The organism is Nocardiopsis sp. L17-MgMaSL7 (genome assembly GCF_003182025.1).
GTDB classification, from domain to species: Bacteria; Actinomycetota; Actinomycetes; order Streptosporangiales; family Streptosporangiaceae; genus Nocardiopsis; species Nocardiopsis prasina.
The window spans coordinates 29,833-51,576 of the sequence record NZ_QGTF01000018.1; the positions used below are offsets into that span (position 1 = coordinate 29,833).

The window sequence follows — 21,744 nt, forward strand, 5'->3', positions numbered from 1 at the left end:
ACATAGACTCCGTGGGGTGAGCGATCGTGAACAGGGACCGCGCGGTGACGACCCGGGGACGGCGTTCGCCGGTGCCCGGTTGCACATCGTGACGGGCAAGGGCGGTACCGGGAAGACGACGGCCGCCACGGCGTTGGCGCTCGCCCTGGCCTCCCGGGGCGGACGCGTGCTCCTGGTCGAGGTGGAGGGCCGCCAGGGGGTGGCCTCCCTGCTCGGGAGTCCCGCCCTGCCCTACGAGGAGCGCGAGATGATCACCGCGCCCGGCGGGGGTTGCGTCCACGTGCTGGCGGCGGACGCCGAGGCGGCGCTGCTGGAGTACCTGGAGCTGTTCTACGGGATGCGCCGGGCCGGTCAGGCGCTCACCAGGCTGGGCGCCGTCGACTTCGCCACCACCATTGCCCCGGGGCTGCGCGACGTCCTGCTCACCGGCAAGGCCACCGAGGCGGTCCGGCGGCGCACGGGCGATCGGGGACGGTCCTCTGACTCCCCCTCCAGCGCCCCCTTCCACTACGACGCCGTGGTCATGGACGCGCCGCCCACGGGGAGGATCGGGCGGTTCCTGAACGTCAACTCCGAGGTGGCGGGGCTGGCCCGGGTGGGGCCCGTTCGCGGCCACGCCGACCGGGTCATGGAGGTGATCCGGTCCGCCCGCACCCGCGTGCACTTCGTGACCCTGCTGGAGGAAATGCCCGCCCAGGAGACCCGGGACGGGATCGCGGAGCTGCGCGAGCTGGGACTGCCCCTGGGCTCAGTCCTGGTGAACATGGTCGCACCGCCGCTGCTGGACGCCGCCGACCTCGCCGCCGCCGTCACGGGGGAGCTGGACTCGACCGCGCTCGCTTCGGGGCTCCGGGCCGCACCGCTGGACCCGGCTCTGCTGGAGGCGCCCGAGGAGCTGGCCGAGGACCTCGCGGGCGAGGTGCGCGCGCACGCGCTGCGCCAGCTGCTGGAGGAACGGGTCCGCGGCGAGTTGGAGGGATTGGGCCTGCCCATGGTGGAGCTGCCCCGGGTGGAGGGCGGGGTGGACCGCGCCGTGCTGGGCGACCTGGCCCGGAGCCTGACCGATCAGGGGGTGGAGCGGTGACCGAGGACCGGAGAGGGACGGGTCCGGGCCTCCGGGGGCCACGTGAGGGCACGCCGCTGGACGTGGACGCCCTGCTGGACGACACCCGCACGAGGATCGTCGTGTGCTGCGGGGCGGGCGGGGTCGGCAAGACCACCACCGCCGCCGCGCTGGGGCTGCGCGCCGCCGAACGCGGACGGCGCACCGTGGTGATCACGGTGGACCCGGCCCGGCGCCTGGCGCAGTCGATGGGGCTCGTGGAGCTGGACAACACCCCGCGCCCGGTACCGCTCCCCGAATCGGCCCGGGGCAGCCTGCACGCGATGATGCTCGACATGAAGCGGACCTTCGACGAGGTCGTGAGGGAGCACGCCGACCCCGAACGGGCCCGCCAGATCCTGGCCAACCCCTTCTACCAGACCCTCTCCACGAGCTTCTCCGGCACGCAGGAGTACATGGCGATGGAGAAGCTGGGGCAGCTGCGCCAGTCCGGCGACTGGGACCTGATCGTGGTGGACACCCCGCCCAGCCGGTCCGCGCTGGACTTCCTGGACGCACCCAAGCGGCTCGGCCGGTTCCTGGACGGTCGGCTCATCCGCTTCCTGACCCCCCCGGCCACCGGTGCGTTCCGGCTGCTGGGTGCCGGGTTCAACGTGGTGGGATCGGTGGTGGGCAAGATCGTCGGGGCCCAGTTCCTGGCCGACCTGCGTTCCTTCGTCTCCGCGTTCGACACGGTGTTCGGCGGGTTCCAGGAACGCGCCGAGCGCACCTACCGGCTGCTCCAGACGCCGGGGACGGCCTTCGTGGTGGTGGCGACCCCGGACACGGACGCGATGCGCGAGGCCTCCTACTTCATGGACCGGTTGGCGGCGGAGTCCATGCCGCTGGCGGGCCTGGTGCTGAACCGGACGCATCCGCTGCCGTCCGGGCCGGGGGCGCGTCTGGGCGCGGACGAGGCGCTGGCCGCCGCCGGTTCCCTGAAGGAGTCGGACTCCCACCCGCTCGCGGCGGCGGCCCTGCGCCTTCACGCCGAGCGGGTCCGGGCACACGAGCGCGAGGAGCGGCTGCGGGCCCGGATGCTGTCGGCCCACCGGGGGGCGCGGGTGGTCGAGGTTCCGGCGCGGCCCGAGGACGTGCACGACCTCGCCGGTCTGCGCGGGATCGGCGTGGCGCTCGCCGGAGGCACCGAAGGAGCGTCCTCCACCGGAGGGACCGCGAGCCCCGGGGAGACCGCGCCGGAGGACTCCTGAGGCCGCTCCGGGCCTCAGGCGGGCGTGTCCCGCAGGGTCCACGCGATCCGGGAGAGGTCGTCCGCACCCTCCCGGCGGGCCTCCTCCAGCAGGGGCGCCCAGTCGGTGATGTCGGGGTGCTTGCGTAGCAGGGAGCGGCGTTCGCGTTCGGTCATGCCGCCCCACACCCCGAACTCCACCCGGTGGTCGAGCGCGTCGGCGAGGCACTCGACACGCACGGGACAGCCGTGACAGAAGAGCTTGGCGCGGTTCTGCGCGGCGCCCTGGACGAAAAGGGCGTCGGGGTCGATCTGACGGCACAGGGCCTCTGTCGTCCACTGATGGGTCCACATGTGGCGCACTTCCCAGACGTGTGCTAGCGCTCGCGGTCAAAGGTGGTTGGTGTGCTCTGGTTGAGTGGAGGTGAACACGGTGGCCTCCCGCTACCGCGTGGGGCGCGACGTGCACGCATCGTCACGGCGCCCCGTATCTCGAAAGTACGGTTCGGATCGCCGCGCCAACAGAACCCACTCGACCCACTTTCCGTCTCACGGATATGGCCCGAGCGGGCCATTGCGCGACCGGCCGACCACCCTCCCCGACCGGGGCTGGGGTGCGTGTCGGCTGAACCACACCCGGGGCTGTCTGCGTTAACCGTGGAAGGATGGTCCGGGGATACGGCTCGTGCGTAGTCATGGGCGATTCGGCGTGAAAACGCACCGTCCGTTACCGATCGCACCGCTTCTGAGCGTTCGTGGTCACTTAGTCTGATGGGGTGGGTCAGGGGACATTGCTTCAAAGAATCAGCCAACTGGTCGTCGTCGGTGTGATCGCCGGCCTCCTCGTCGCCGCACTCGCCCTACCGGCGGTCGGCGGCATGGGGATCACCGCCCGCAACATCGCCAGCGGCTTCCTGGACATGCCCAGCCAACTCGAGACACCTCCACCTCCTCAGCGGTCGACCATCTACGACCGCGAGGGCGGTGTGATCGCGGAGATCTTCGACCAGAACCGTGAGCTCGTCGACATCGACGACGTGTCCCCGGTGATGGTCGACGCCATCCTCGCCATGGAGGACTCCCGCTTCTACGACCACGGTGGTCTGGACGTGTCCGGCACCCTGCGTGCCGCCCTCCGGACCATGGGAGGCAACACCGAGGGTGCCTCCTCCATCACCCAGCAGTACGTGAAGAACGTGCAGATCGAGGCCGCCACCTCACAGGAGGAGCTGGAGGAGGCCCGCGAGGAGACCATCGCCCGCAAGATCCGGGAGTTGCGTTACGCCGTCGCCCTGGAACAGAGGATGACCAAGGACGAGATCCTGGAGGGCTACCTCAACATCGCCTACTTCAGCGACGGCGCCTACGGCGTCGAGTCCGCCGCGCAGCACTTCTTCCAGGTGCCCGCGAGCGAGCTGGAGCTGCACCAGGCGGCGACCATCGCCGGTCTCGTCCGCTACCCCTACCTGTACAACCCGCGCTTCTTCCCCGAGCAGACCACCGAGCGGCGCAACGTCGTCCTGGACCGCATGGTCGCCACCGAGGCCATCACCGAGGAGGAGGCCGAGGAGGCCAAGGCCGAGGACATGGAGCTGGACCTGGACACCCCGCCCAACGGGTGCGTCCCCAGCGACCAGCCCTTCTTCTGCGACTACGTCGTGCAGGAGATCGAGCAGGACGAGCGGTTCGGTCCCAACGAGACCGAGCGGGCGCGCTGGCTGCGCACCGCCGGCCTGGAGATCCACACGACCCTGGACCCGCAGACGCAGGAGTCGGGCCAGAAGGCCGTGGACAAGTGGGTCCCGCGCGAGAACGACTCCCGCAAGGTGGCCGCGCAGGCGGTCGTCGAACCGGGCACCGGCCACATCCTCGGGATGATGCAGAGCCGCAACTACGGTCCCGACGAGAGCAAGCTCGGCGAGACCTCGATCAACTTCACCACCGACTCCGACCGGGGCGGCAGCAGCGGCTTCCAGGCCGGGTCGACGTTCAAGGCGATCACCCTCGCCGCCGCGCTGGAGGAGGGGTTGCCCTTCGGCACCTCCTTCAACTCACCGAGCTCCACCACGGTGAGCGGCCAGACCTCCTGCAACGGCGGTCGGCTGGAGTCGTGGTCGCTGAGCAACGCCGGTGACAGCAACGCGGGCAACCACAACATGGTGTCCGGCACCAAGGCCTCCTCCAACACCTACTTCGCGCAGCTCCAGGCCCGTGCGGGCCTGTGCAACACGATGAAGATGGCGGAGAAGCTGGGGCTGAAGCGCGCCGACGGCACCCTGTTTACGGAGAACGACAACTCGCTCGCCAACAGCAGCTTCACGCTGGGCAGCGAGGAGGTCTCGCCGCTGCGGGTGTCCAACGCCTACGCGACCTTCGCCTCCGGCGGGATGTACTGCGAGCCGCAGTCCATCACCAGGATCGAGGACCGCCAGGCGGGCGCCACGATCGACATCGAGCCGCAGTGCGAGCGCGTGATCGACGAGGACGTCGCCGACGGCACCAGCTACCTGCTGTCGCAGACCTTCAACGGGGGCACCGCCGCCAGCCTCGGTATCGGCCGTCCGGCGGCGGGCAAGACCGGAACCACCGACGGTTCCGCCGCGGCCTGGTTCGCCGGGTTCACCCCTCAGATGGCCAGCAGCGTGTTCGTCGGCGACCCGCGCGGTCCCCAGCAGTACCCGCTGCGCAACGTCAGGATCGGCGACCGGTACTTCGGGACCGTGTACGGGGCGACCATCCCCGGACCGATCTGGCAGGAGACCATGCGAGGCGCCCACGAGGGCCTGGACACCGAGAGTCTGGCGTCCGCGCCCGGCAAGTTCGGTTCCACCTCCGAGCCCCGCGCTCCCCGGGATGACGATGACGACGGGGACGAGGACGCCAGCCCGGCCAGCGACGACGGCGGCGTTCCCAACGTCGTCGGTCTGGGCGAGTCCGAGGCCGTCGCCGCCCTGGAGGCCGCCGGTTACTCGGTGAACGTGTCCGGAACGACGGTCCGCTCGTCCGAGAGCGAGGGTTCGGTGGCCGCGGTCAACCCGAACCCGGGCACCCGCCTCCCTGAGGGAGCGACGGTCAACGTGTTCCTGAGCAGCGGCGGCGGCCGTGCCAACTCGGAGGGGAGCCCGGACCGCGGCGGTTGGCACCCGGTGGTCCCGGCGGCCCAGCCCAGCCGGAGCGACTGACCCCGAGCAGCACGGAGGGGGCGGCGGTGACCTGGTCACCGCCGCCCCCTCGTCGTTCCGGGGCCCTAGGCCAGCTGGCGCTTGACCTCGGCGGCCACACGGGCGCCGTCGGCACGCCCGGCGATCTGGGCGTTGACGATCTTCATGACCTTGCCCATCTCCTTCATCCCGGAGGCGCCGGTCTCGGCGACCGCGGCCGTGACCAGCTGGGAGAGCTCGTCGTCGGTGAGGGGCTTGGGGAGGTAGTCCGACAGGACCTCGCTCTCGGCCCGCTCGTTGGCGGCGGCCTCGGGGCGGTCGCCCTTGTCGAAGGCCTCGGCAGCCTCGCGACGCTTCTTGGCCTCGCGGATGAGGAGCTTGGTGACCTCGTCGTCGCCGAGCGCCCGCTGCGAAGAGCCCGCGGACTCCTCGGTGGCGATGGTGGTGAGCACCATGCGCAGGGTGGCGGTGCGGACCTTGTCCTTCGCCTTCATGGCGGTGGTCAGGTCGGTCTTGAGACGGGCTTTGAGTTCGGACATGGCCCGATCCTACGGCCGCCCCGGCCACGCCCACCAACGGTTTGCGCGCGGGGCACCCCGGATCTGAGACGATCGGTACTCGACGAAGGAGGGCCGGATGGGCGCCGACAACAGACCACTCCTGCGCCGGATCGGGCGCGCGGCAGCGATCACCGGGGCGGTCGGTGTGGCCGGGCTGGGATACGCCTCGGTCATCGAACGCAACTGGTTCCGGCTGCGCCGCTACGAGCTGCCGCTGCTGCCCCCGGGCAGCCCCCGACTGCGTGTGCTGCACCTGTCCGACGCGCACCTGACGCCCGGGCGGAAGATGCTGATCGACTGGATCCGGGGACTGGAGGCCTACGAGCCCGACCTGGTGATCAACACCGGGGACTCGCTGGCCCACCCCGACGCGGTGGGGCCGTTCATCGACGCCCTGGGGCCGCTCCTGGACCGTCCGGGCGCCTTCGTGTACGGGTCCAACGACCTGTTCTCCCCGCAGTTGAAGAACCCGGCGCGCTACCTGTGGCGGACCAGCAAGACGGACTACCGAAAGCGCCGGGTGCCGGACCTGCCCTGGCGTGAGCTGGGCGCGTCGATGTCGGCCTCGGGCTGGTTGGACCTGAACAACCACAAGGGCTCGCTGAAGGCCAACGGGCTCGACGTGGCCCTGGCCGGGGTGCACGACTCGCACATCAAGCTGGACCGCTACGACGACGTCGCCGGTCCGGCCGACCCGCTGGCCGACATCAGGCTGGGTGTGCTGCACTCACCCGAGCCCTCGAACCTGGACCGCTTCGAGGCCGACGGGTACCAGCTGCTGCTCGCCGGACACACGCACGGCGGGCAGCTGTGCCTGCCGTTCTACGGGACGCTGGTCACCAACTGCGGTATCGACCGCAGGCGCGCGTGGGGCCTCAACGAGTACGGCGACGCGTGGCTGCACGTGTCCGGCGGCCTGGGCACGTCCCCGTACGCCCCGGTGCGGTTCTGCTGCCGCCCGGAGGCCTCGCTCCTGGACCTGGTCCCCCGCCCCTGACCAGCGGGTCCGCCTCCGCCCGAATCGAATTACCCAAGCACTCCCCGAGTCCGCTAGACTTGGGGACGTTGCTTCGGGGTGTAGCGCAGCTTGGCAGCGCGCTTCGTTCGGGACGAAGAGGTCGTGGGTTCAAATCCCGCCACCCCGACAAAGCACGAAGGCCGGTCCCACGGGACCGGCCTTCGTCGTGTCCGAGATGGGTCCGCCGTCCGGACCGCCCGTCAGCCTCGTGGATCGGTTCCGAGGTAGGCCAGGATTCCGGCGACGGCGGCCCGGGTTCCGGTGGTGAGCGTCGGTTCCATGACCGGGCCGAAGTGCGGGGAGTGGTTGACCGGGGCCTCCTCGCCCGGGGCCAGGTCGAACCCCCCGAACATCCAGAAGACCGAGGGCACCCCGATGGCCTCCGCCAGGTGGCCGAAGTCCTCGCTGCCCATCACCGGTTCGGAGACGGACACGTTCCCCTCCCCCAGTTCGGCCCTGAGCGCCGTCTCGACGCGTGCGGCCTGGGCCGGGTCGTTGTGGCAGCTCGGGAACGCGTAGACCTCCTCGACCAGCGGCTCCGGAGCTCCCGAGACCGCGGCCTCACCGGAGACGATCCGCCGCACGGCGGAGAGCACCTGCTCGCGGACCTCGGGTTCGAACGTGCGGATGTTCAGGGTGAACTCCGCGCGGTCCGGGATGATGTTCTCCTTCAGGCCCGCGTGGAAGGTCCCCGAAGTGACCACGGCCGGGGTGCGCGGGTCGAGTTCGCGGGAGACGATCGTCTGCAATCGGGCGATCATGTGTGCCCCGAGGACGATCGGGTCGATCGAGGACTGCGGCCGCGACCCGTGGGACTGCTTGCCGTACACCGTCACCCGCAGGGCGTCGGCCATCGCCATCGCGACCCCGTGGGAGATGTTGACGGTCCCGGCCCGGAGCGGCATGACGTGCTGGCCCAGGACGACCTCGGGGACGGGAGCGCGCTCCCACAGGCCGTCGTCGACCATCGCCCGCGCACCGGCCGCGACCTCCTCGCCGGGTTGGAAGACCAGCACGAGGGTCCCGGACCAGGCTTCCGGGTGGGACACCAGCGCGCGGGCGGCGGTCAGCAGGGACGTGACGTGGGTGTCGTGCCCGCAGCCGTGCATGACCGGCACCGTGGTGCCGTCCTCCAGCGTTCCGGTGGCACTGCTGGCGTACTCGAACCCGGTGTCCTCGGCGATGGGCAGCCCGTCCGTGTCGGCGCGGAAGGCCACCACCGGCCCCTCTCCGTTGCGGAGGACGCCGACCACGCCGGTGCCGCCGCAACGGAAGTTCCCGATTCCGAGGTCGTCCAGTTCGGCCGCGACGAAGTCCGCGGTGGCGTACTCCCGCATGGAGAGTTCGGGGTGGGCGTGCAGGTGCCGGTAGATCCGGTGTGCGCGCCCGGTGTCGAGTCCGGACAGGACGGTGTCGGTCGGGCTGGTCATGCGCAGGCCTTCCTTCGCGGTCGGGGGCCGGAGTGAGCCCCCGTGTGGTCGTTTCCCGAAAAACCAGGACGAATCCACCGAGGGGAGGTTCCGGAACGTGCGGCCCGCAACGGAGACTGGGGCGCCACTGAACCGGCGGAGACCGCAGAAGGAGCCAGCGCCCCACCATGAACGAGATCCAGCTGATGTCCGCGACCACCCTGGTGGCGGCGATCCGCCGCCGCGAGGTCTCCGCGCGGGAGGCACTCGACGCGCACCTGGAACGGATCGAGGAGGTGAACCCGGCAGTCAACGCCGTGGTCACCCTGGATCCGGAGCGAGCCCGGGCCGCCGCCGCGGCCGCTGACCAGCGCACCGTGTCCGGCGCCGCGCTTCCTCCGTTGCACGGGCTGCCGATGACCCACAAGGACACCCACGCGGTGGCCGGGATGCGCAGCACCAGCGGCTCGCGGCTCCTCGCCGACCACGTGCCCCCAGAGGACGACGCCATCATCTCCAGGTTGAGGGGCGCGGGCGTCGTCTCCACGGGCAAGAGCAACGTCCCGGAGTTCGGCGCCGGTTCGCACACCTTCAACGAGGTCTTCGGCACGACCACCAACCCCCACGCCCCGGAGCTGAGCGCGGGCGGCTCGTCCGGTGGCCTGGCCGCAGCCGTGGCGAGCGGGATCCAGCCCCTGGGCGAGGGGTCGGACATGGGTGGATCGCTGCGCATCCCCGCGTCGTTCTGCGGTGTGGTGGGGTTGCGGCCCTCCCACGGGGTGATCCCGGCGCCGTCGGCGAGCGACGACTGGGCATGGCTGACCCGCACCGGCCCGATGGCCCGCGAGGTGTCCGACATCGCCCTGTTCATGTCCGCCGTCGCCGGGCCCTCGCCCCGGGTCCAACCCCCGGCACCGGTCACCGGAACCGACTTCGCCGGGCCGCTGCTCGGGGACCTGCGCGGAGTACGGGTCGCCTGGAGCCCGGACCTCGGGCTGGGCCTGCCCGTGGAACCGGAGGTGCTGGAGGTTTTGGAGGGACGGCTGCGCGTCTTCGAGGAGGCGGGGGCCATCGTCGAGGAGGCCGCTCCGGACCTCAGCGGGGCGGACGAGGTCTTCCGCACCACCCGAGCCCTCGACTTCGCCGCCGCTCTCGGGCTCGCGGTGCGCGATCTGCCGGAGATGATCAAGCCCGAGGTGGTCTGGAACGTCGAGGCCGGATGGGCGCTGAGCGCACGGGAGATCATCGCCGCCACGGCCGCGCGGACCCGGCTGGCCGCCGCCGTCCGAGCCTTCCACACCCGCCACGACCTCCTGGTCAGCCCCGCCGCCCAGGTGCTGCCCTTCGACGCCCGGCTGCGCTACCCGACCGCGATCAACGGAGTGGAGTCCACGACCTACCTGGACTGGATGCGCTCGGCGTGCGCGCTCTCCGCTACGGGGCTGCCCGTCCTGGCGCTCCCGGCGGGGTTCACCACGTCCGGGCTCCCGGTGGGTTTCCAGCTCTCCGCGGACCACTACCGGGACGTGGAGCTGCTGCGCTACGCGAAGGCGTTCGAGGACCGCACGCGCTGCGTCGACCGCCGCCCGGAAATCGGGGCGGGCACGGGGCAGCGCGTGCGTCCGGTGACGACGGCGTCCGCGGGGTAGACGGCCGCCGCGTGCCGGGGTCACCCCAGACGGCTCACGGCACCTTCGGCGATCGAGATGATCACCTCCTCGCCGACGGTGAAGTCGACCCGGCCGCTCCTGTCTTCCCCGGTCTCCAGGACCCTGATCTCGACCAGGTACTCCGCGTTCCGGACGAGCACCGTCGCGTTACTGCCCTGCCCGTCGGTGCCCGCGAGGTAGTGGGAGACGAAGGACTCGTCTCCCAGGTCGAGGTCACGCCCCTCCAGGATCTCGAAACCCCGTGGGGCGTCCACGCCGTCGACCAGCTTGCCCCGCTCCTCCGCGAATCTCCTGGCCGTGTCGGACGGGTCGCGGGTCCTCTCCCCCTCCTCGTTCTCGGGGACGCTGTAGGTGACCCGGAGCGACCCCGGGGACCCGTTCGCGAACTCCGTGCTCCACCAACACGCCGTGCCCGCCTCGGAGTACGAGGCGGAGGCCAGGACGGCGTTGAGGGAACGCAGGTCCGAACTGCCGGGCGCCGAGCACGGGTCCAGGTCCAGACCCTCGAGCGACGGACCGGCGTGGTGGGAGCCCGAGGAGGAGGTCACCGCCCACACGCCGCCGACGACCAGGCCGTAGATCGCGAGTGTCACCGCTGCGGTGATCGCGATGACGCGCCCGGTGCCGCGCCGTCCGGGTGGCGACCCCGAAGCTGGGGTCCGGGCGGCGGGGGGTGACCCTCCGGGTTCCTGCGCTCGGGGAGCCTGGCCTGGGGTTCCGGGCCCGTCTTGCCGTGGGGGGAACTGCTGTGGGGGGCCGTTGTACACGGCTGACCTCCTGTTTCTGTGCGACGCCCGCGCGCCGGGGGGAAGGGGTCAACCGAAGGCGTCGGCTGCCACGTCGGCGAGAAGCTCCTCGGCCTCGTTCAGATCGATGTCGTCGACGGTGGAGCCCAGGTTGAGGGTGACCTCGCTGACAAGGCGTCCCTCCCGGACGACCAGTGTCACCACCTGCTCGTGAGAGTCGCCGGAACCGGTGGGGAAGTCGGCGAGGACCAACGTGCTCTCGTCGCCGAACCTCAGCGGTCGGTCCCGCGACTGCGCGGCCTCGCTCCGCGAGCGTTCGGAGGCCCCTTCGACGGTCGACTCGTAGAGCTCCCGGGCATCAGTGGGCAACTCCTCCGCCTGCGGGTCACGTTCACGGAGCAGGGCAGCGTCCGCCGCGGAGAACGGCACGGAACGACGGAAGTGGAGGAAGATCCTCTCCTCCCCCGCCAGAGTGACTCTCCAGTCGCAGCCGCTGGAGTAGGAACTCGCTCCCCCGTATCTGGCCTCACCGTCCATCGACGCGAGGGTTCGGTCGCTGAGGACCGCGCAGGGGTCGTCAGTCGGCAGGCCGCTCGCGGGACTGATCCGCGCGGAGGAGGCGGTGGTGGCGGTGACCACCCACGTGAGGGCGCCCGCCACGGCGAGCGTGACGGCGGCGGTGAGTGCCACCGTGAGTGCGGTTCGGGGCCGACGTCGGGGCGCCGGGGGCTGGTCAGGAACACCCGGGAAGCCCGGGTGGCCGGGAGGTCCGGGCGGGGGCGGGTTCGACGGAGCTCCGGGGTGGCCGGGCGGGCCCTGGGGGTAAGGCGGCCGGGGCGGCGGCTGACCCGGTGGGCCCTGCTGCCCGAACGGGGGCTGCCCCTGGTGGCCGGAGTGGCCTGGCGGTGTCGGCTGGAGGGGGTGTCCCATGCGAGGGTCCATCCACGAGTACGTGTGTCCTGACCCGTCGCATGTTCCCATAGCCGCCCCGACGAATCCGGGCACGAGCACCACCCGGGTGGAAAACGGCCACCTCCGGCCAACCGGAATCCGGTCCCGGGAACACGAGAACCCCGGACCGGGGGCGGACCGGGGCGGAACGCCGTGACGCCCGGGGACGGGGCGTCACGGCGTACGGAGGTGAACCTCCGCGTGCCTACGCGGCGCCGACGTTGAGGTCGACGCAGACGTAGAAGGCCATCGGGGTGTCGGCCACGTTCCAGCGGGCCAGCACCGTCTGCTCACCGCTGTAGCCGGAGAGGTCGATGGTGTGGGAGAAGTTCGCCGGCGGCTGCGCACCGCCGTCGTCGATGCTCTCGATCTGCTGACCGTCGATGAAGTATTCCCACGTGCTGGTCGAGTGCCGCGCGGTGATCGTCCAGTCGAAGGTGACGGAGTTGCCGACCGGGGTGACGTCCCAGCCGTAGTTGTCGTCGTCCAGCTCGGAGAAGGCGGCGTTGCCTCCGGAACAGCTCATCAGACCCTTGGGGCCCTCGACGCTCTGCGGCTCCCACTGGATCGGCCCGCAGGAGACCGTTCCGGCGGCGCACTGCGCCTGGCGGCTGGGCGGGTTGTTGATGTAGCCGTGGGCGCTGGCGGTGCCCGCGGGCATCAACGTGAAGGCCAGGGCGGTGGCGGCACCGACGGCCGCGGTCGAGCGGATCTTGCTGCTGATGCTCATGAGGGAGCCCTTCTGCTGGGTCACGACCCTGGGGGCCGTAGCGGGGTGACCCGGACCGTCTCCGGACCAGGGCGGGTGGAACGCACTCACGGCCGGTTATTTCCGTGAGCCCGGACGGGGGTTGCCCGGGGACGTTCCCGTGGGTTTCGGGAACCTCCGTCCACCCAGTACCGAGGACGGTAAAGAGGTTGTCACCCCTCGTCAAGATCCCTGTTACCAGAGGGTGCGGATGGACACCCGTACCAGTGGAAGGGCCCAGAGGCGGGGGCGCGGGCACTGGTACTGGTGGTCGTGCCGCAGGTACGGCAGCCCGAACAGGGCCGATGATCATCGCCGCGCGGGACCGGTCTGCCACTCACGGGCTGGACCAAGTGGTCGACCCGAACGCCGTTCCACCAGACCTCACCCGAAGGTGACATTCACCTTCCCCCCTTCCGTGCGGAGGGCGGGGGCGATCCGTCAGAAAAGCAGTGGACGGGGTCCGTGATGAGTGACAGAACGGAGCACGGACGTCAGGCACGGAAGCCTCGGCACGCTGTGGCGACCGAGCCGAGGGCCAGGGCACGGACGCGCGGCCCGGCCCACGGGAACGGAGTGAACGCGCATGACCGACCGACCACCCCCGCCCTCTCCGGCGGAACACGCGGCACCCCCTCCCCCTGAGGCGGACCGGGCGTTCCTGCCCGGGCTGGAGTTGTCGCGCCCTCTACGAGGAGGGGGTGGCCCCCCTTCTGCGCGGAGTCCCTCACGCCGCCGCCCGAGTGGGCGCGGGTTCGGAGGTGCTGGGCCTGGACACCGCCCGCTCCACCGACCACGACTGGGGGCCGCGCCTCCAACTGTTCGTCTCCCACGGCCACGGACGCGCGCGGGCGCTCCTGGAGGAGTGCCTGCCCCGACGGGTGCGCGGCTGGCCCACGCGGTACGAACCGGTACCCGACGACCCCGGGGTGCACCGGCTCACCGACGGCCCCGGAGGGCTGCACCTGGTCGACGTGGTCGAACCCGGCACCTGGTTCACCGAGTGGCTGGGGTTCGACCCGAACGCCGAGGTGACCACCGCCGACTGGCTGGCGACCCCGACCCAACGGCTGGCGGGGGCGGTCGCCGGTGCCGTGTTCCACGACGGGGTCGGGGAACTCACCGCCGCGCGCCGGACCCTGCGCTGGTACCCCACCGACGTCTGGCGGTACGTGCTGGCCTGTCAGTGGCTGCGAATCGCCCAGGAGGAGCCTTTCGTGGGACGATGTGCGGAGACCGGTGACGAACTCGGAGCACGGGTGGTCGCCTCCCGTCTGGTTCGCGACCTCATGCGCCTGTGCCTGCTGCTCGCGCGCCGCTACCCGCCCTACTCCAAATGGTTGGGGTCGGCCTTCTCCGCGCTTCCCGAGGCGGCCGAGGTGGGCCCCGTACTGCGCAGGGCGCTCTCCGCGCCCGACCCGCAGCACGACCTGGCCGAGGCGTGCCGGATGGTCGCGGCCTGGCAGAACCGGACCGGGTTGGCGGAGGAGCTGTCCCCCGAGCCCCGCCCCTTCCACTCGCGGCCGTACCCCGTCCTGGACGCCGCGCGCTACACCGAGGCCCTGCTCGCCGGGGTCGAGGACCCCGCGCTCGTCGGTCTGCCGCCGGTGGGCGCCGTCGACCAGTACGTCGACAGCACCGACGCCCTGGAACGTGTCGGACTGGCCCGGAACGTGGCCCGCGCCGTGGGTCGGCTCGGCTCCGGCTAGGGCCCGATCGGTGCTCCCGAGGGCCGGGAGGGCCGCCCGGAAGCCGGGCGAGACGAACGCGGAGGAAGCCCCATATACCAGGGTGGGCGCGTCACCTGCGACGAAGCAGGGCGCTGCCCTACGATCCAGGCATGGACCTATCCCACGCCCCGCCCGTTCTGCGGAGGCTCAACACCGAGGCCAGCATCCTCGCCGGGGCCGGTTACGCGATCCTGCTCCAGGTCGCCCACCCGAGCGTCGCCCGAGGAGTCGCCGAGCACAGCGACTTCGCGGCGCGCCCGCTCGACCGGCTGCGCGGCACTCTCTACTACGTCTACGGGACCGCCCTGGGCACGCCGGAGGAGCGCGAGCGCGTCCAGGCGATCGTGCGCGCCGTGCACCGCAAGGTCCGGGGGCCGGGCTACGACGCCCTCGACCCCGAACTCCTGCTCTGGATCGGTGCGACGCTGTACCACAGCGCGGTGCGCCTGTACGAGATGACCGTGGCCGAACTGACCGAGGAGGAACGCGCCCAGTTCCTGCGTGAGACCTCGGTGTACGCCACCGCACTCGGCCTACCCCAGGAATGGTGGCCCCAAAGCATCGAGGAGTTCTCGGACTACTGGGAGAACGCCTACGCCCGCTTGGAGGTCGGCCCGGACGCCGTGGGCCTGACCGAGGGGCTGTTCCGTCCGAACAACCGGCTGCTGTGGCCCATGTGTGAGACACAGCGGTTCCTCAGCGGTGGCCTGTTGGAGCCGGAGCTGCGCCAGCAGTTCGGCATCCCCTGGTCAGAGGCGCGCCAGCGTCGCTTCGAGCGCCTGATGCGCCTCACTCGCAGGGTGTACCCGCGCCTCCCGAAGGCCGTCCGGAGTCTGCCCTCGACCCTGTACCTGAGGTCGTTGAGGAAGAACGGCGGCTGGAAGCCGTCGAAGTCCGAGAGGACGAAGCGCCGGACCGGTGACGGCGGCTGTCCGAGGGGCTGAGCGTGACCCGCCGCGGAGGGGCTCAGAGGCCCTTGAGCGCTTCCCGCGCCTGGTCGACCTCGGGCAGCCCCATCTCCTCGAAGGCCTGGAGGGCGTCGGTGAGCAGCGACCGGGCGCGATCGGCGTCGACCACCGGCGCGGGCAACCTCCCGAGTGCCAGTGCGGCCCTGGCCGCGGTGTAGCGCTCACCGCGCTCGGTCGCGCTGGTCAGGGCCTGGGTGAGCGTCCCGGCGGCCTCCTCGTCCCTTGAGGCGGCGGCGTAGGTGATTCCCAGGTCCGCGAGGATCTCCGCAGAACCGTTGTGGCTCTCCCTGGTCTCCGCCAGTTCCAACGCGTCCTTGTGGGCACGGATCGCCTCGTCCCAGCGACCCGCCACCCGGTAGGCCGCCCCGAAGGAGTTGTGCACGTAGACCTCCTTTCCGCGCAGGCCGAGTTCCCTGGTGAGTTCCAACGCGCTGTGCAAGGCCTTCAAGGCCCCTTCGACATCGCCCAAACCCGTCCTGGCCTCCCCGACGATCCTCATCGAGTGGGCACGCGCGCCCTTCAGCTCGTCCTTGGCCCCCATGGAGAACACCTGTTCCCCCATGTCGAGAGCCTTCTTGTAGTCCCCGAGTTCCAGGTAGAGAACTCCCAGGTTTCCGCGCTGAAGCGCCTCCAGCCTCTGGTCCTTCAGGAGGACGGCCTGTTCGAGGACCCCGTTGAGACAATCCGCGGACTCATGGATTCGTCCGAGCCGCTCATAGACGAGACCCAGGTTGGCGAGAGCACGCACCACTCCCCTTCGGTCGCCGATACGCGCCAGGACGACATGGGCCTCCTTCAGCAGTTCGAGTGCCGTGTCGAACCGGCTCGTCATGTAGTGGGCGATACCGAGACCGATGAGTGTCACCGCGCTGCCACGCTGGTTCCCCTGACGCCGACTGATAGCCAGCGCCTTCTCGTGAGAGGACAGCAGAAGGCCCATCTGGCCTCGAAGCGCGTAGAAGCGCCACACCGCGTCAGCCATGCGCCACGCGTCCTCGCCGTTTCCCTGTGAAGCGTAGAAATCGACGATGTCCGCGATGTTGTCCTGGTGGACCTCGAACCAGGCCTCCGCCTCGGAGCGTTCGGTCATGTTCCAGCGGTACCGCGATCGCCCACCGCTGTCGGGTCCACCATGCGCTCGGGGCCCCAGGAGGTCCGCGGCCTGTTGCGCTGTGGTCATGAAGTACTCGGCCTGGCGCAGTCGCGCGTCGCTCGCTTCGGAGACGGACAGTTCCTGCTCCGCCTGTTGACGGGCGAACTCGGCAAGCAGGTCGTGGAAGCGGTAGACGTCGCCGCGGGGCTCTTCGATGAGACAGACACTCACCAGCTCCTGGAGCAGGTCGTCCGCGTCCTCCAGTTCGGATCCCAGAAGCGCCGCGGCGGCCTGGAGATCGAGTGTCCTGCCCACTGCGAGCCCCAGGAAGAGAAAGGCGCGCCGCTGGTCCGGACCCAGACTCCAGTAGGAGAGTCCTATAGCGGCCTCGACACTGCGACCGTCCACCTGGAGTTCGCGCAGCATGCGGTTCTGGTCGGAGAGCCGACGTGCCACGTGCTCGAAGGTCCAACGGGGCCGACTGAGCATGCGTCCGGCGATCACCCTCAGCGCGAGTGGCATGCCACCGCAGATGCGCACCACCTGGACCGCGTGGTCCAGGCTCTTCCTCACCCGCTCCTCGCCCAGCACCAGGGTGAGAAACTCGATGGCCGCTGTCTCTGAGAGCATCGACAGTGGCAGATACCGGGCGCCGTTCAAACCGGCGAGATCGTTCCGGCTGGTGATGAGCACCAGGCATCCCGAAGACGAGGGGAGGAGAGGGCTCACCTGAGCGTAGCTGCGCGCGTTGTCCAGGATGAGGAGGACCCGCCGGCTCATGAGCATCGCACGCCACAGCGCAGACCTCTCGTCCAGGCTGTCCGGGACCCGCTCGGGCTTCACCCCCACCGCGCGGAGGAGGCTGCCCAGTGCCTCGAACGCCCCGAGCGGCTCCTTGTTCGCCGTGTATCCATGCAGGTCGATGAAGAGCTGACCATCCGGAAAGCGATCCACCAGGGTGTATCCGGCCCGGACGGCGACAGTGGTCTTTCCGCTACCGCCGCTGCCCGTCACCGCGCAGACCATGGCCCCCGCACCACTCTCTCCCGTGAAGTCCCGCAGGTAGTCCAGGACGTCGTCCCTGCCGGAGAGATCGGGGATGTCCCTCGGAAGGTCGTTGCGCACCACGAAATCGCCCTGCACGAGCGAGTCCCCGGCAGGAACGTCGCGCTCCGCCCGGCCCCGGCCCGACGGCGCCGTGTTCTCCTCCTCGTCCTGGAGGATCCGTGCGTGCAGGTCCACGAGGTCGGCCCCGGGGCGGACGCCCAGTTCGTCTGCGAGCCGCGAGCGGAAGTCCTCATAGACACTCAACGCTGTGGCACGCTCCCCGCTGTGCCACAGGGCGGAGATCAGCAAGTGGTGGGACCGCTCTCGCAGAGGCTCCGAACGGACCAGGGGCGTGAGGTAGGAGATCACCTCCGCGAAACGCTCGGCGGAGATGGCGTTCGTCGCCCAGGAGGTCGCCGCGGCCCACCGTTCCTCCAACAGCGGCTGGACCAGCGTGTAGTAGAGGTCATCGGAGCCGACACCTGAGAAGGGGACGCCCCTCCAGCAGTCCAGGGCCGCCTGCCACGCTTCGAGGCTCTCTTCGGGGGGCAGGGCCTCGGCCTGGTCACGCAGAGCGCGAAAGCGGTGGAGATCCACCTTCTCGGGGGCGACATCGGCGAGGTAGCCGCCGGGGGTGGTCCTGATCATCCCGGGGAACACGCGGCGAAGGTGCGAAACCTGCACCTGGATGACTGATCGTGCCGTACGCGGGGGCCGGTCACTCCACAGACAGGAGATCAGTTGGTCGACAGTGACCTCTCGCCCGAGATGGACGAGCAGGACTCCCAGCACGCACGACTGGCGAGGCCCGCCAACCGCCACGGGTTGGCCTTCGGACCACGCGGCGATTGGACCAAGCACGCCGAATTCCACAAGCGCCAACCCTACAAGCCTGTGTGGCCATGGCCAGCGCCGTCGAGCACGGGAACGCCCCGAGTATCCCCCTCGAACTCATACTCGGGGCGTTGCCACGACTGCCGGGAAGGCTACTTCCTGTCCTTGTCGCCTTGCCCCTCGCCCTTCTTCTTCTCCTTCTCCTCAACCGGCTCGGGCTGAGGAGTGGGCTCGCGGTACGGATCCATCTTGTCCCCGCGAACGTCGCGCTGGACACCGCCGACGATCGCGTCGAACTGCTCGTTGACTGTCAGCATCTTGGGCACTCGAACTCCTTTGCGCACGGCACTCGCGTAGAGCCTGAGAGTCGCCCTACGTCGTCTACGAAGCATCAAGGGGCACCGCCTTCCGACGGAGCCGCCACCCGTGGCGCTTCCGCCTCAGCTACGCCACGGATGGCATGTGTCCGACGGACGTCGGAGACACTGGGAGCTGCGAGCCGTCCTCACGCAGCTACCGATCCGACGAACGTGCTCCACACTAGAGAGGTCCTCTTCCGCTCCGCTTTCAACCGGCTTTCAATCCGAGCGGAAAACCCAAGGTCACAAGGCCGCTACCCGTTGTTGACGCTTCTCGCGCGCCGCGGACCCTCCAGGGATCCCCCCACCACTTCCCGTCACCGCGCGGACACGCGTCCCGGGTTTCGGCACCGCTAAGGCGGCTGGGCGGTGGGAGCGGCGGGCTTTCGGAAAGGCGAACGGAGGCGGGGAACAGTCTCACACCAAGGGGCGCGGTTACGTCTCCTACCCCCACAGGCGCTCCGACGAACATTTCTCGACCCTCCCCTGGCCCCCGGCCTGAGCAGCTGGAACATGATGACGAAGGTGGTCAGGGTGACGAGGAGGGTGAGACCGCGCCCGGCAGGGGAAAGGGTGGGGTTGACCGTCGGTGAAGGCGACCAGCCCGCGCATGAGTGGCGTGTGGGTGAGCATTCCGGCGGTGTGGACGCACAGCGGGAGAGCCCCGTGGCTTCTGACGAGGCCGGGGGCGTACACGGGCAGAGAGGCTGCGGAAGAGGTCGAGCGGGCCATAGGTTCAAGAGAAGAGCGGGAATGATCTCCGTGGATCCGGTTGTCCACAGGGCCGTGGGCCGAGGACCCCTGATCGTGACACGAACGACAGCTCTGGTTGGAGGGCTTGATGCAGGAGGGCGACGGAAACGGCTGGGTGGACCTGGCCGACGGATCCCGCAGGTGGGGTCGGTACGGCGCGGCCGGGTTGCTGTTGTACGCCACCGACGTGGCCGGGTCCGGTCACGTCCTGCTCCAGCACCGTGCGGGCTGGACGCACATGGGCGGGACCTGGGGCATCCCCGGCGGGGCCCGCAACCGGGACGAGACCCCACTCGAGGCGGCCGTGCGCGAGTTCAGCGAGGAGGTGTCCGGTGACCTCGGGCAGTACACGGTCCTGGGCTCCCACGAGCAGGACCTGTCCGTGTGGCGCTACGACACGTTCCTGCTGCGGATTCCCACCCTCACCCCGTTCCGCCCGGGGAACTCGGAGAGCAAGGAGATCCGGTGGGTCCGGGTGGACAGCGCCGAGGACCTCCCGCTGCTGCCCGCCTTCCGTTCCGCCTGGCCGCACCTGAGCGCCGACCTGCGGGCCGCGACGGCGTAGCCGGAGTCGGGGGCGCGGTGCCCCGTGCCTCACCGGCCGCCCCAACCCCTGCGGCCGACCCAAACACCCCAAACGCATCGCGGCGCCGCGCGACGGCGTGGCGTTGCGTGGCGTCGCCGACACCGACCGCCCCGGCTCCGCCTGGTGGGGAGGTCCCTCTCCGCCAGGCGGTGACGGGCGCGGGAGGGCCTGACGTGCCAACGCCCGTGCACGCGGACCCTGATGTCCACCCACCTCGGTCAGGGCCGGACGGGCCCGGAGAAGTCCGGTGTCCCCCGACGCCTACCGCAGGGGACCGCGACTCGCCGTCGCCCCCGAACGTGCCCTGGGGACCGACGTTCCGAGGCCCCTCTGGCCAGCTACACGCCCCGGCCCATCCTGGCGAGGACGCGCTCCTGTCGTGAGGCCCCGGGCGGCGCCTCGGGGCCGCGCACGAACACCCCCTCCATGTACGCGTGCTCGCCAAAGGACTCCAGAGCCGCCTCCAGACGGTCGACCTCCGCCTCGGTGAGCTCGGTGTCCCCGCCGACGGCCCGGGCGACGTCCCACCGGTGCGCGATCATGTCGAACACGTAGTAGGTGTCGAGGGTCCGGGCGACGGTGGTCGTGCCGAACATGCCCTCGTAGGACCTCTCGGTGACCTCGGGATCCGAGAGCAGGTCGAGCATCCCCCTCTCGTGGACGGTCCAGGCCTCGGCCGGATCGTCGTCCACGTCGGGGACGGCAGGGAGTGCGACCCCCACGCCCTCGAGAAACGACCTCTGGGTTCCGATCAGGTGGCGTACGACGTCTGCGGCGGACCACCCCTCGCAGGGCGAGGGGGCGGGCCACCGGTCGCTCGGCACGGTGCGCAGGAGCTCACCGAGGGGCCGAGCGGCGGCACGGTAGTTCTCATGGACGGTCGACATGGATCCATCCTCTCTTCGAAGGCCGATCCGGGTCCTGAGGAGTCCCGGCGAGCGGGGGCGTGTCCTCCGAGGAGACCCGTTCCGGGGACTCCGCGAGGACGCCGCACACCCGCGCGGACACTGACACCCCAGGTCGGAACCGTGAGGACGACAATCCCTGCGGAACGGGCACTTCCGGGCCCCGTCGATCGTTGGACTCGGCAGAGGCGGCGACCACACGGTTCTGGGATGATGATTCGTGTCGGCTTCCCCCGCGCGCCAGGTGCCAAGGCACCGTCTCGGGGGTAAGTCAGGGACGGGCCCTGATGTGCTTGACCGCCCCGACCCCGCATGCTGGAGGGGACGGCCCTGCGAAGAGTGGGCGCCACGCGATTCGACTGGAGCTGTGAACATGACGCTGGAGCGCGGTAACGCATTCACTCCCGTCGCCTCGGCGACGATGATCTGGCCGTGGGGGGCGTCCGTCGTCGGCGGCACCGTGGCCGGTGCCCTCTCCTTCCTCGCCAACTTCGGACTGGCCGGCATCCCGGCCGCCGTGACCACCGGAATCTTCTTCTTCGCCCTGATCGGCGGGGTCGGCGGCGTGCTGAGCAAGAAGGGCGACCGCCGCGGCCGCCGCTGGGCCGCCGCCTATCCGTTCCGCTACGCGAGCGCCCCGGCGATCCTCGGCGGTGGCGCCACCGCCGTGGTGAGCTACATCGTGTCCGTGATCACCGACTTCGCCATCATCGGCGGCCTGTTCGGCGGGCTCTGGGCGGGTCTCGGTGTGGGGCTGGCCCTGTGGCTCATCATCGGCGTCGTGGCCATGGTCGCGGGCGACAAGAAGTAGGCGCACACCGGGGACGTTCGGCGCCGCCGTGATGGTGGAGGGGAACAGAAGGGCCTAGGCTCGATGTTTTCCGCCAAGGAGCGGATGGACCACACCTCACCTAC

18 protein-coding genes and 1 tRNA gene are annotated in these 21,744 nt (G+C 70.5%); 10 read left to right on the forward strand and 9 right to left on the reverse strand.

Annotation, left to right across the window (positions count from 1 at the left end):
- The first annotated feature begins 16 nt into the window (after positions 1-16).
- On the forward strand, positions 17-1,084 hold the full coding sequence (locus tag BDW27_RS24085; protein WP_017546674.1) for an ArsA-related P-loop ATPase: 1,068 nt from the start codon (positions 17-19) through the stop codon (positions 1,082-1,084).
- A complete protein-coding gene (locus BDW27_RS24090; RefSeq protein ID WP_110051893.1) occupies positions 1,081-2,313 on the forward strand; it encodes an ArsA family ATPase in 1,233 nt (410 codons plus the stop codon). The genes BDW27_RS24085 and BDW27_RS24090 overlap by 4 nt, the downstream gene beginning before the upstream one ends.
- Positions 2,314-2,327: 14 nt before the next feature.
- On the opposite strand, the gene BDW27_RS24095 is transcribed toward BDW27_RS24090, so the two are convergent.
- A complete protein-coding gene (locus tag BDW27_RS24095; protein WP_017546672.1) occupies positions 2,328-2,645 on the reverse strand; it encodes a WhiB family transcriptional regulator in 318 nt (105 codons plus the stop codon).
- A 437-nt stretch (positions 2,646-3,082) separates the two neighbouring features.
- Here BDW27_RS24095 and BDW27_RS24100 point away from each other — a divergent pair, with 437 nt between their 5' ends.
- Positions 3,083-5,473 (forward strand): penicillin-binding protein, encoded by a 2,391-nt coding sequence (locus tag BDW27_RS24100; protein ID WP_026129632.1) that lies wholly within the window; start codon positions 3,083-3,085, stop codon positions 5,471-5,473.
- 65 nt (positions 5,474-5,538) lie between these two features.
- Here the strand turns inward: BDW27_RS24100 and BDW27_RS24105 are convergent, their stop codons facing one another.
- Entirely contained in the window at positions 5,539-5,991 is a 453-nt protein-coding gene (locus BDW27_RS24105) for a GatB/YqeY domain-containing protein (RefSeq protein ID WP_110051895.1), read from the reverse strand.
- Between the two features lie 97 nt (positions 5,992-6,088).
- Between BDW27_RS24105 and BDW27_RS24110 the strand changes: the two genes are divergently transcribed.
- Positions 6,089-7,009 carry a metallophosphoesterase gene (locus BDW27_RS24110; protein WP_110051896.1) on the forward strand — a complete coding sequence of 307 codons (921 nt, stop codon included), beginning with the start codon at positions 6,089-6,091 and terminating at the stop codon, positions 7,007-7,009.
- Between the two features lie 74 nt (positions 7,010-7,083).
- A tRNA-Pro gene (locus BDW27_RS24115) sits at positions 7,084-7,157 on the forward strand.
- 73 nt (positions 7,158-7,230) lie between these two features.
- On the opposite strand, the gene BDW27_RS24120 is transcribed toward BDW27_RS24115, so the two are convergent.
- The gene (locus BDW27_RS24120) at positions 7,231-8,460 is read right to left on the reverse strand and encodes an amidohydrolase (RefSeq protein ID WP_110051898.1); all 1,230 of its coding nucleotides are present in this window, start codon (positions 8,458-8,460) and stop codon (positions 7,231-7,233) included.
- 167 nt (positions 8,461-8,627) lie between these two features.
- On the opposite strand from BDW27_RS24120, the gene BDW27_RS24125 reads away from it, so the two are divergent.
- Positions 8,628-10,088 (forward strand): amidase, encoded by a 1,461-nt coding sequence (locus tag BDW27_RS24125; RefSeq protein WP_110051900.1) that lies wholly within the window; start codon positions 8,628-8,630, stop codon positions 10,086-10,088.
- A 20-nt stretch (positions 10,089-10,108) separates the two neighbouring features.
- Here the strand turns inward: BDW27_RS24125 and BDW27_RS24130 are convergent, their stop codons facing one another.
- The 3 genes from BDW27_RS24130 to BDW27_RS24140 form a co-directional block, all read right to left on the reverse strand.
- On the reverse strand, positions 10,109-10,702 hold the full coding sequence (locus BDW27_RS24130; protein WP_110051902.1) for a hypothetical protein: 594 nt from the start codon (positions 10,700-10,702) through the stop codon (positions 10,109-10,111).
- 222 nt (positions 10,703-10,924) lie between these two features.
- Positions 10,925-11,545, reverse strand: coding sequence for a hypothetical protein (locus BDW27_RS24135; protein ID WP_110051903.1), 621 nt, complete (start codon positions 11,543-11,545; stop codon positions 10,925-10,927).
- 466 nt (positions 11,546-12,011) lie between these two features.
- Positions 12,012-12,536 (reverse strand): lytic polysaccharide monooxygenase auxiliary activity family 9 protein, encoded by a 525-nt coding sequence (locus BDW27_RS24140; protein ID WP_026129630.1) that lies wholly within the window; start codon positions 12,534-12,536, stop codon positions 12,012-12,014.
- Between the two features lie 719 nt (positions 12,537-13,255).
- On the opposite strand from BDW27_RS24140, the gene BDW27_RS24145 reads away from it, so the two are divergent.
- Positions 13,256-14,263, forward strand: a complete 1,008-nt coding sequence (locus tag BDW27_RS24145; RefSeq protein ID WP_233515910.1) for a DUF4037 domain-containing protein — start codon at positions 13,256-13,258, stop codon at positions 14,261-14,263.
- Positions 14,264-14,394: 131 nt separating this feature from the next.
- Positions 14,395-15,228, forward strand: coding sequence for an oxygenase MpaB family protein (locus BDW27_RS24150; protein ID WP_110051905.1), 834 nt, complete (start codon positions 14,395-14,397; stop codon positions 15,226-15,228).
- Positions 15,229-15,250: 22 nt separating this feature from the next.
- Here BDW27_RS24150 and BDW27_RS24155 read toward each other — a convergent pair whose 3' ends face one another.
- Both BDW27_RS24155 and BDW27_RS27605 read right to left on the reverse strand, forming a co-directional pair.
- Positions 15,251-18,040, reverse strand: coding sequence for a BTAD domain-containing putative transcriptional regulator (locus BDW27_RS24155; protein ID WP_233515911.1), 2,790 nt, complete (start codon positions 18,038-18,040; stop codon positions 15,251-15,253).
- A 338-nt stretch (positions 18,041-18,378) separates the two neighbouring features.
- The gene (locus tag BDW27_RS27605; protein ID WP_199560752.1) at positions 18,379-18,552 is read right to left on the reverse strand and encodes a hypothetical protein; all 174 of its coding nucleotides are present in this window, start codon (positions 18,550-18,552) and stop codon (positions 18,379-18,381) included.
- A gap of 874 nt (positions 18,553-19,426) precedes the next feature.
- Here BDW27_RS27605 and BDW27_RS24160 point away from each other — a divergent pair.
- The gene (locus tag BDW27_RS24160) at positions 19,427-19,903 is read left to right on the forward strand and encodes an NUDIX hydrolase (RefSeq protein WP_110051908.1); all 477 of its coding nucleotides are present in this window, start codon (positions 19,427-19,429) and stop codon (positions 19,901-19,903) included.
- A gap of 359 nt (positions 19,904-20,262) precedes the next feature.
- Here BDW27_RS24160 and BDW27_RS24165 read toward each other — a convergent pair whose 3' ends face one another.
- On the reverse strand, positions 20,263-20,811 hold the full coding sequence (locus tag BDW27_RS24165; protein WP_110051910.1) for a TIGR03086 family metal-binding protein: 549 nt from the start codon (positions 20,809-20,811) through the stop codon (positions 20,263-20,265).
- 391 nt (positions 20,812-21,202) lie between these two features.
- Here BDW27_RS24165 and BDW27_RS24170 point away from each other — a divergent pair, with 391 nt between their 5' ends.
- Positions 21,203-21,640 carry a hypothetical protein gene (locus BDW27_RS24170; RefSeq protein ID WP_017546658.1) on the forward strand — a complete coding sequence of 146 codons (438 nt, stop codon included), beginning with the start codon at positions 21,203-21,205 and terminating at the stop codon, positions 21,638-21,640.
- The last annotated feature ends 104 nt before the right edge of the window (positions 21,641-21,744 follow it).

Excerpts from the sequence above, each read along its gene's own strand:
- BDW27_RS24165 (WP_110051910.1), bottom strand. The coding sequence starts at position 20,811 with ATGTCGACCGTCCATGAGAACTACCGTGCCGCCGCTCGGCCCCTCGGT.
- BDW27_RS24125 (WP_110051900.1), top strand. The coding sequence starts at position 8,628 with ATGAACGAGATCCAGCTGATGTCCGCGACCACCCTGGTGGCGGCGATC.
- BDW27_RS24110 (WP_110051896.1), top strand. The coding sequence starts at position 6,089 with ATGGGCGCCGACAACAGACCACTCCTGCGCCGGATCGGGCGCGCGGCA.
- BDW27_RS24155 (WP_233515911.1), bottom strand. The coding sequence starts at position 18,040 with ATGATCAGGACCACCCCCGGCGGCTACCTCGCCGATGTCGCCCCCGAG.
- BDW27_RS24150 (WP_110051905.1), top strand. The coding sequence starts at position 14,395 with ATGGACCTATCCCACGCCCCGCCCGTTCTGCGGAGGCTCAACACCGAG.
- BDW27_RS24095 (WP_017546672.1), bottom strand. The coding sequence starts at position 2,645 with ATGTGGACCCATCAGTGGACGACAGAGGCCCTGTGCCGTCAGATCGAC.
- BDW27_RS24105 (WP_110051895.1), bottom strand. The coding sequence starts at position 5,991 with ATGTCCGAACTCAAAGCCCGTCTCAAGACCGACCTGACCACCGCCATG.
- BDW27_RS24140 (WP_026129630.1), bottom strand. The coding sequence starts at position 12,536 with ATGAGCATCAGCAGCAAGATCCGCTCGACCGCGGCCGTCGGTGCCGCC.
- BDW27_RS24120 (WP_110051898.1), bottom strand. The coding sequence starts at position 8,460 with ATGACCAGCCCGACCGACACCGTCCTGTCCGGACTCGACACCGGGCGC.
- BDW27_RS24160 (WP_110051908.1), top strand. The coding sequence starts at position 19,427 with ATGCAGGAGGGCGACGGAAACGGCTGGGTGGACCTGGCCGACGGATCC.
- BDW27_RS24170 (WP_017546658.1), top strand. The coding sequence starts at position 21,203 with ATGACGCTGGAGCGCGGTAACGCATTCACTCCCGTCGCCTCGGCGACG.